At 68.0% G+C, this 8984-nt stretch carries 9 protein-coding genes and 1 pseudogene; 6 read left to right on the top strand and 4 right to left on the bottom strand.

Annotation, left to right across the window (positions count from 1 at the left end; genetic code table 11):
* Window positions 1-421 (bottom strand): annotated as a pseudogene (locus tag ACK5KK_RS11255) (phosphoenolpyruvate carboxykinase); the annotation flags it as partial.
* Window positions 422-565: 144 nt separating this feature from the next.
* On the opposite strand from ACK5KK_RS11255, the gene ACK5KK_RS11250 reads away from it, so the two are divergent.
* Window positions 566-994, top strand: a complete 429-nt coding sequence (locus ACK5KK_RS11250) for a hypothetical protein (RefSeq protein WP_416890177.1) — start codon at window positions 566-568, stop codon at window positions 992-994.
* A 16-nt stretch (window positions 995-1010) separates the two neighbouring features.
* On the opposite strand, the gene ACK5KK_RS11245 is transcribed toward ACK5KK_RS11250, so the two are convergent.
* Window positions 1011-1943 (bottom strand): LysR family transcriptional regulator, encoded by a 933-nt coding sequence (locus ACK5KK_RS11245; protein WP_416890176.1) that lies wholly within the window; start codon window positions 1941-1943, stop codon window positions 1011-1013.
* 343 nt (window positions 1944-2286) lie between these two features.
* Between ACK5KK_RS11245 and ACK5KK_RS11240 the strand changes: the two genes are divergently transcribed.
* Genes ACK5KK_RS11240 through ACK5KK_RS11220 form a run of 5 tightly spaced genes read left to right on the top strand, consistent with a single transcriptional unit; the run spans window position 2287 to window position 8137 of the window.
* Window positions 2287-3300, top strand: coding sequence for an ABC transporter substrate-binding protein (locus tag ACK5KK_RS11240; protein ID WP_416890175.1), 1014 nt, complete (start codon window positions 2287-2289; stop codon window positions 3298-3300).
* A 43-nt stretch (window positions 3301-3343) separates the two neighbouring features.
* A complete protein-coding gene (locus ACK5KK_RS11235) occupies window positions 3344-4111 on the top strand; it encodes an ABC transporter permease (protein WP_416890174.1) in 768 nt (255 codons plus the stop codon).
* Window positions 4104-4919 (top strand): ABC transporter permease, encoded by an 816-nt coding sequence (locus tag ACK5KK_RS11230; protein WP_416890173.1) that lies wholly within the window; start codon window positions 4104-4106, stop codon window positions 4917-4919. Before ACK5KK_RS11235 ends, ACK5KK_RS11230 begins: the two co-directional genes overlap by 8 nt.
* Before the next feature lie 43 nt (window positions 4920-4962).
* Window positions 4963-5793, top strand: a complete 831-nt coding sequence (locus ACK5KK_RS11225; RefSeq protein ID WP_416890172.1) for an ABC transporter ATP-binding protein — start codon at window positions 4963-4965, stop codon at window positions 5791-5793.
* The gene (locus ACK5KK_RS11220) at window positions 5786-8137 is read left to right on the top strand and encodes an arylsulfatase (protein WP_416890171.1); all 2352 of its coding nucleotides are present in this window, start codon (window positions 5786-5788) and stop codon (window positions 8135-8137) included. The genes ACK5KK_RS11225 and ACK5KK_RS11220 overlap by 8 nt, the downstream gene beginning before the upstream one ends.
* Here ACK5KK_RS11220 and ACK5KK_RS11215 read toward each other — a convergent pair.
* Window positions 8128-8292 carry a hypothetical protein gene (locus tag ACK5KK_RS11215; RefSeq protein WP_416890170.1) on the bottom strand — a complete coding sequence of 55 codons (165 nt, stop codon included), beginning with the start codon at window positions 8290-8292 and terminating at the stop codon, window positions 8128-8130. The genes ACK5KK_RS11220 and ACK5KK_RS11215 overlap by 10 nt on opposite strands.
* Window positions 8293-8353: 61 nt before the next feature.
* The coding region (locus ACK5KK_RS11210; RefSeq protein ID WP_416890169.1) for an SDR family NAD(P)-dependent oxidoreductase at window positions 8354-8984 on the bottom strand (631 nt) is incomplete at its 5' end.

The following is an 8984-nucleotide window of genomic DNA, read 5'->3' as shown; positions in this document are numbered from 1 at the left end:
CGGTCAGCTGCACGCCCAGCTGCGCGATGGGGGAGCCGAGCGGACCCATGCTGAACGGGATGACGTACATCCGGCGCCCCGTCATCGAACCGGTGAACAGGTCCTTCAGGATCCCCATCATCTCCTTGGGGTCCATCCAGTTGTTCGTCGGCCCGGCATCCTCGCGGCTGCGCGCGCAGATGAAGGTGCGCTCCTCCACCCGCGCCACGTCGCTCGCGTCGCTGCGCGCGAGGAAGCTGTTCGGCCGCAGGTCCGGGTTGAGGCGCACGAAAGTACCCGCCTCGACAAGCTCCTCGCAGAGCCGGTCGTACTCCTCGTCGGAGCCGTCACACCAGTACACGTCCTCGGGCGTGCACAGCTCGGCCATCTCCTTCACCCAGTCGACAAGTCCTTGATTCGTGATCCACCCTGGAGTCTCCATGTGACCAGCATGGCCCATCATCGGGCGACCTGTCACGGCGGATCTCGCACACTGCGGATACCAGGCATCCTCGACCGAACGTTCTGCCCAGGTGCGGATGCCCGTACCGTTGCGGAAGCGATTGTTCACCGACGAGGAGGCTTCATGGAAGAGGCACGATTCCGCGAGTACATCCGACGGTTCAATGCCGAGGACGACACCGCGTTCGATGACTACCTGGCCCCGGGCATGCACATGAAGAACGGGACGCTGGAGTACACCGGCGTCGACGGCATGAAACACCACTACAACGACAACATTTGGCCGCACTTCGTCGAGCGGCTCACCGTGCCACGGTTCGTCTCCAACACCACGACCGCCGCGATCCAGATGAACACCCTGTTCACCGCCAAGCACGACGCGCCCGACACCATCTTCGGAGCGGTGCGCCAGGGCGAGACGTTCGAGTTCGACGGACTCATCATGTACGACGTCGACGAGACCGACCGATTCAGCGACATCCTGGTCGCCTACAACTCGTTCGTGCACACCGACCTCGACGGCAACAGTCGCGACCTCGGCATCCCGCACTAGAGCGCGCGCCGGCGGGTCAGAGCTCGGCGTCTTCGCCGAACTCGACGACCTCCGAGGCCTGACGCAGTTTGTGCACGAGCCACTGCAGGGCCGCGTCGTCGGACTTTGACGGATGCCAGTGCGCCGCCTCCACGAGCACGCTCGGCGCGATGGGCGTGCGGGCCACGGCCAGGCCCAACGATGCGGCGTACCGATTCGCGGTGCGCTCGGGGACCCACCCCACCCACGGTGTGCCCGCCAACGCGAACGGCACCGGCATGAACCCCTGCACGGTCATGGCGACCGACGGGATCAGCCCCTCTGCGGTGAGGGCGTCGTCGATGTGGGTGGAGGCCTGCGCCCCGAACACCGATCGCACGTGCCGCAGGTCGCGCAGTGCGTCCACCGTCAGCGCGCCGTCCTCCAGGGACGGATTGGCGGCATCCACCAGGCACACGAAACTGTCCGAGAACAGCGAGGTGCGCTTGCCGGGGATGCCGCGGCCGGTACCCGCGATCACCAGATCGCAGCGCAGCAGGTCGATCGGCGACACCATGGCCTCCACCGGGAGGCCGACGAACTCGACGTTCGTGCCGGGAGCCTCCTCCGCGAGCACACGCAGCAACGGGGCGCTGACCTCGGCGAGCACGTAATCACTGGCGGAAACGAGAAACGTGCGGGTGCTCGTGGCGGGATCGAACTCGGGCAGCACGTCATAGAGCCGGCGTACCTCGGTGATGCACTCGGCCACGACGGGAATGAGAGCCCGCGCCCGAGGCGTGAGGACGAATCCGCGGCCCTGCCGCTCGAGCAGTTCGTCGCCGAACAGTTCGCGCAACCGCCCGAGCGCGCCGCTCACGGCGGGCTGCGTCATCCCCACCCGTTCGCCCGCGCGGGTGAGGTTGCGTTCGGCGAGCAACGCGTCGAGCACCACGATGAGGTTGAGGTCGAGTTTTCGTACGTCGGTCACGTCGCTGTGCCCCTGAGCGGTCGAAACGATGCGGGTGACCTCATCCTATGCGGCCCGTGGAACCGCGCGCCCGCCTCGAACGTGACGGTCGGCCGCGGTGGGCAGGCGTGGATTCGGATGATGCGCGCGGATTCGAACCCGGACGTGGCGATCCATCCGAATCCAGCGCCACCCCTCCGAATCGCGCACCCCGAGTGCTCGACATCCGGGCCGCGATAACAGGTATGGGCGCGGCACGCTTCCGGAACACCCGCCCGGCTGGATACCGTCATCACGCTGTCACAGACCCGCGTATCCCACCGGATCGCACGGGAAAAGCATCTACTGGGCAAGGAGGCCCCGCATGATTCGAACTCGCACAACCCTCTCGCTGGTGGGTCTCGCCATTGCGGGACTCATGATCGGCGGATGCTCATCCGGAGGCGGCGGCACCTCGCCCTCCGGCGGCGGGGAGGCGCTCGACCCCGACAACCCCGTCACGATCGATGTCGTCCGCTCCGCGGGCGGCCAGTTCGAGCCGCTCATGCTCGGCATCGAACAGGGCTTCTTCGAGGAGGAGGGCCTGGAGATCAACGTGACGGCGGGAACCGGTAACCCGGTCACGCTGGCGCCCCAACTGGTGAGCGGTCAGATCCAGTTCGCCATGATCGATTCCGCGTCCCCGATCGCCGCGGTGTCGCAGGGCGTGCCGATCAAGATGCTCTCGGTCATCCAGAACGACGACCCCGACATCATGTCCAGCGCCGGCATCCTCGTGCCGCCGGACAGCGACATCACGACGGTCGCCGACCTCGAGGGTGCGACGATTGCGACCGGTCAGCTGGCCGGCCTGCCCGTGATCGCCACGAACCTCGCGCTCGAGAAAGCCGGCGTGCCGCTGGAGTCCATCGAGTGGGTGCAGCTGACCCCGGATGCCCTGGCCGAAGCGGCCACATCGGGTCAGGCCGACGCCATCCTCACCTTCGCGGCGTTCTTCCAGGGAGCGATCCAGAACGGGTTCACCTTCCTCGAGGACACCGCCGCTTCCGCCTCGATTCCCCGGGTCACCCAGGTGGCGTGGGCGGCCAGCGACAAGTACATCGCCGAGAGCCCCGAGGTCGTTGCCGCGTTCCTGCGAGCCAACCAGAAGGCGCAGGACTACGCCGACGCGAACCCCGACGAGGTGCGTCGCATCGACAAGGAACTCACCAAGCTCCCCGAGGCGTACATCGACAACCGCGAGATCCAGCCCTTCAGCGGGCCGTTCCACGTGGACATCATGCAGCAGATGGCCGATGCCATGCTCGCGCAGGACTTCATCGACACCGCGGTGAACGTCGACGAGCAGCTGCTGTGGTCGGAAGCCGAACGAGGCTGAACCGGTGGCTGTTGCTGAGGCACCCGCCCCCGCAGCAGCCGGGGTGAGTGAGAAGACCCGGCGCAACCTGCTGGCCCTGGGCGTGATCGCTGCGGCGATCATCGCCTGGGAGCTGGTGGCGCGCACCGGGCTTCTCCCCCCGGCCCTGCTTCCCCCGTTCAGCGAGGTGGTCGTCGCACTGATCGAACTGCTCGGCCAGGGCACGTTCTGGGTCGCGGTGGGGCAAACGGTCGGCGGCGCGATGCTGGGCCTGGCGATCTCCGCCGTGATCGCCATCCCGATCGGGCTCTTCGCCGGACTGTTCCCGTTCGTCGAGCGATCGACCCGGATGCTGGTGGACCTGGGCCGCTCGTTCCCCGCGATCGCACTGTTGCCGGTGATCATCCTGATCTACGGCACCACCACGACCACCAAGGTCATCGCGGTCGTGCTGGCCTGCTCGTTCCCGCTCATCGTGCAGGCGCTGTACGGCGCCCGCGGCATCGACCACCAGATCGTGGAGACCTCGCAGGCCTACCGCATCAAACTGCCGCTCTACTTCATCCGGGTGGCCCTGCCCACCGCGACGCCGTCGATCATGACCGGGCTGCGTCTGGCAGCCACGATGGCGGTGCTGGTGTCCATCGGCTCCGAGGTGGTCGGCGGTCTTCCCGGCATCGGGTTCGGGTTGTCCACCGCGCAGGTCGACGGGGCCACACCGACGGCGTTCGCCTACTTCCTGGTGGCCGGGACGCTGGGCTACATCGTGACCCGATTGGCCGAACTACTGGAAGCGCACTTCCTGCGCTGGAGGCAGGCATCCGATGAGTAACAGTCTCACTTTGGCCAACGTCGTCATCAAGCCCGAGCACCCCGCGCTCAAGCGCATCGGGACCGCCGCGAGCTTCGTGTGGCTGCCGATTGTGCTGGTGGTGTGGGTGTTCATCGCCTCGGCGAACAGCACCGACGTCTACTTCCCGCCGGCGACGAAAGTCATCGACACCATCATCGCGGGGTTTGCGAACGGTACGCTCACCGAAGCACTGGGCTACAGCCTCGTGAACTTCTTCTGCGGCTACGCGATCGCCGTGGCCGTCGGCATCGGCGGTGGGCTGATCCTCGGCGAACGCCGTGTGCTGCGCGAAGCGATGCAGCCGATGCTGAACTTCGTGCGGGCGCTGCCCTTCGTCGCTCTGGTGCCGATCTTCATCGTGGCGCTCGGTATCGGCGCGCTGCCGAAGATCGCGTTGATCGCGCTGGGCTGCGTCTGGCCGATCCTGCTGAACACCACCGACGGGGTGCGTGGCATCTCGCCGGCGGTGCTGGAGACCTCTCGCAGCTACCGCATCACGCACGCTCTGCGGCTGCGGCGCGTCACCATGATGGGTGCCCTGCCGCAGACGTTCGCGGGTCTTCGGATCGCGCTGTCGGTGGGTATCGTCATGGTGGTCGTCAGCGAGATGTACGGGTCGGCCGACGGCATCGGCTATTACATCCTGTTCAGCGGGCAGCGGTTCGCCGTGGCCGAGACCTGGGCGGGAACGATCGTGCTGGCTGTCGTCGGCTACCTCATCAACATGCTGTTCATTTGGGTCGAGCGCGCCACGCTCGGCTGGTATTTCCGTCGGGCCGCGGGCTGAGCCGTCGGCGCGTCGCGTTCAACACAAACTGGAGGCTGGAGCCGTGGCTACCACCGTCGAAGCGCCGCAGGAGGCGCGTTCCAAGTACCCGCTCGTGATCGATTCACTGACCAAGGATTTCGGTACCCACCGGGTTCTCGGCGGTCTGAACCTCACCATCGACCCCGGGGAGTTCGTCTGCATCGTCGGGCCCTCCGGTGCCGGAAAGACCACCATGCTGCGGTGCCTGTCGGGGCTGATGGCCCCGACATCCGGCACCGTCACCTACGGCGACACCCCGGTGGACCGTCCGCTGGAGGAGATCGCCGTCGTGTTCCAGGACTATCGCGGATCGCTGATGCCGTGGATGAAGATCTGGGACAACGTCGCGTTCCCGCTGCAGAGCCGCGGCGTCGGCCTGGCCGACCGCAATGAGCGGGCGCTGCGGGCGCTGGAATCGGTGGGTCTGGGCGACACCGGCGTCAAGTACCCGTGGCAGCTGTCCGGTGGCATGCAGCAGCGCGTCGCGATCGCCCGCGCCCTGGCGTACGACTCGCCGATCCTGCTGATGGACGAGCCGTTCGGCTCGGTTGACGCGCAGACCCGGTTCGAGCTGGAGGACCTCATCCTGCGGCTGCGTGCCGAGCTCGGCCTCACGATCGGCCTGGTCACCCACGATATCGACGAGGCGGTCTACCTGAGCGACCGCGTCGTGGTCGTCGCCGGCAAGCCCACGCGCGTCATCGACGACGTCACGATCGACCTCGGCCCGGTGCGCGATCAGATCACCACCAAGGCCGCGCACGAGTTCGGCGAGCTGCGCAGCAAGGTGATGCGCGAGATCATCGACCCCAAGTTCCGCGAGGCCTCGGAGAAGAAGGCGTCGGATGCCTGAGCCGCACCCCGCGGCGGTCCCGGAGCACGCGCGCGGGTACGAGCACTTCACCGGTTCGGTCGCCGAGACCATCTCGCAGTCCCGTCCGGCCTGGCCCGCCGAGCCGACCGCGCCGGAGGGGGCTCCGAATGTGATCGTGATGCTGGTCGACGACATGGGGTATGCGGATATCGGTCCGTTCGGGTCGGAGATCGACACCCCGAACCTCGATCGTCTCGCCGAGCGCGGCGTGCGGCTGACGAATTACCACACCACCCCGGTGTGCTCCCCGGCGCGCGCGGCGTTGCTGACCGGCCTCAACCCCCACCGGGCCGGATTCAGCAACGTCGCCGCGTTCGACCCCGGGTTCCCCGGCTCGACGTTCGAGATCGCCGATGACGTGCTCACTCTGCCCGAGGTGCTGCGACAGTCGGGTTACTCGACGTTCATGGTCGGCAAGTGGCACCTGAGCCGCGAGTCGGCCACCGGCGAGGGAACCGACAAGAGGTCGTGGCCGTGTCAGCGCGGGTTCGACCGCTATTACGGATGCTTGGAAGGGTTCACGCCGTTCATGGCGCCCAACCGCCTCATCCGTGACAACAGCCCGGTCGAGGTGGAACGGTACCCGGACGACTACTACTTGACGGATGACCTGACGGACGAGGCGATCGGGATGATCCGGTCGTTGCGCGCGCACGAGCAGAAGCGCCCGTTCTTCCTCTACTTCGCGCACCACGCGATGCACGCCCCGTTCGCGGCCAAACCCGACGACATCGCGAAGTACCGCGGGCGCTACGACGACGGCTGGGATGCCGTACGGGCCCGGCGCTTCGAACGTCAGCAAGAACTGGGCGTCGTCGAGCCCGGCACCCGGCTTCCGGCCCGCAACGATGAGGGGCCGGCGCTGGATGTTCCGCCGTGGGATGAGGTGCCCGCCGACGCGCAGGCCAAGGCTGCACGGATCATGGAGGTGTACGCGGCGATGGTCGACAACCTCGACCAGAACCTCGGCCGGCTGATGGATGCGCTGGAGGAGCAGGGCGAGCTCGACAACACGATCATCGTCTTCACGAGCGACAACGGGGGTGCCAACGACGGCGGGCGCCTGGGCACCCGTAGCTATCTGGCGAACTTTCTCGGGTTCATGGCCGGCATCCCCGAGAATTGGAACCGTGACGCCGACCTCGATCTCGACCTGATCGGCGGGCCGCGCGCCATGGTGCAGTACCCGCGCGGGTGGGCGATGACCTCGAACACGCCGTTCCGGCTGTACAAGGGGTCGACGTTCGCCGGCGGCGTGCGCACCCCGGTGATCATGTCGTGGCAGGCGGGGTTGCGCAAGGACGCCGGAGACGACGGGTTTCGGCGGCAGTACGCGTACGTCACCGACCTGGCGCCGACGATCCTGGAGATGCTTGGGATCACCCGGCCTGACCAGCGCGGTGGCCAGCCGGCGCAGCATCCCGACGGACAGAGCTTCGCCGCTGTGCTCACCGAGCCGCAGCATCCGGGCGTGCGGCGCGAACAGTACTCGGAGTGGAACGGGCACCGCGGGTTCTACCGTGACGGGTGGAAGGCCCTCACTCTGCACGCACCGGCGACGCCCTACAGCGACGCGGAGTGGCAGCTGTTCGACATGTCGACCGATCCCACCGAGATCGACGACGTGGCGGCGCGGCATCCCGACCTCGTCGCCGATATGGCCGCCGGGTGGCAACGCGAAGCCTGGCGCAACACCGTCTACCCTCTCGAGGACCACCAGGGATACTTCACCGGCGTTCACCGGCCGTCGACCGACGCGTTCGCCGACCCGGTGACTCTCTACGCGGGCACGCCGCAGTTGGAACGCGGGCGGTCGGCGGCGCTGATTTCACGCCGGTCGTTCGAGGTGCACGCCGAGGTCACGACAGCGGCCGACGACGCGGGTGTGCTGTTCGCGCACGGGGACCAGAACGGCGGGTACGTCGTGTATGTCGAGGACGGTGCTGTTCATCTGGAGTACAACGAGTACGGCGCCATGCATCATGCGGTTGGCCCGCAGCTGCCGGAAGGGCGGCATACCGTCGTGATGACGGCGTCGTGGCGTCCGGGTATCACGTGGGATGTCGAGGTGGGCGTCGTGGGCGTGGCCGGGACAGCCGCGGTGACCGGCGTGCAGATGATGATCGGCCTGGCCCCGTACACGGGGATCGACGTCGGCATCGACCGCGGCGGACCGGTGTCGTGGGACATGCACACCCGGCACGGATCGTTCCGGTTCACCGGCATCCTGCACGGGGTGACGTTCACCCCGGGCGAGCTGGCCGAGTACAACCGCGAGGAGCATTTCCGCGCCTGGCGCGACGCCGCCCTCACCTACGACTGACATCCCCTCCCGGGGGCGGATGCGCGATCACAGGCATCCGAGACATCGCACGTCACATCGAGCACGCCGTCGCGGGCGGCGGGCGGCGGCACGAGATCGACGCTCGCGACGGCCATCCCCGCGGCCTGCAGGCGCGCGACGATCGCCGTCGTCACCGGCGGCGGACGAGGGGCGTGCGTCAGTCGGAGGCAAGCGTGCCGCCGTCGATCGCGATGTTCAGGCCACTGACGAACGCGCCGCCGGGGGAGGCGAGCCACCGAGCCACACGACCGCGGTCGCGACCTCCGCGGGGGTGCCGAACCGGCGCAGCGGAGTCTTCGCCAGCCGCACCGCGGCGGCCTCGGGGTCGCCGGTGATCGGGGTGGCGAAGTCGGTCGCGATGACCCCGGGGGACAGCGCGGTGGAGCGGATGCCGCGCGGACCCCACTGCACGGCGATGTTGCGGGCGAGCTGGGCGACGGCGGCCCTCGTGATGCCGTAGCCGCCGATCAGCCTGTTTCCGCGTAGACCGGACAGGCTCGACATCGCCCGGAACGCGCCTCCGCCGCCGCCGGCCATGAGCGGCAGGGTCGCCTCGCTCAGCCGCACCACCGACCGCACGTGCAGATCGAACATCCGATCCAACCGGTCCAGCACATCCGACGCGCCCGGGGCGTCGAGGGCGGCGCCCGCGCTGGCGAGCACCGTGTCGACGCGGCCCCACCGCTCGTGCACCTGCTCGACCGCCGCCGTCAGTGCCGCCGCATCGGTCACATTGCACGGGATGCCGATGGCCGCACCGCCGGCATCCCGTGGTCGAGACCACACGTGCACGCACCTCCGCGCCGAGACCACATCTGCGTGGTCG

The organism is Microbacterium sp. (assembly GCF_047972865.1).
Classification (GTDB): Bacteria; Actinomycetota; Actinomycetes; order Actinomycetales; family Microbacteriaceae; genus Microbacterium.
This window is presented reverse-complemented; position numbering and strand designations above follow the sequence as displayed.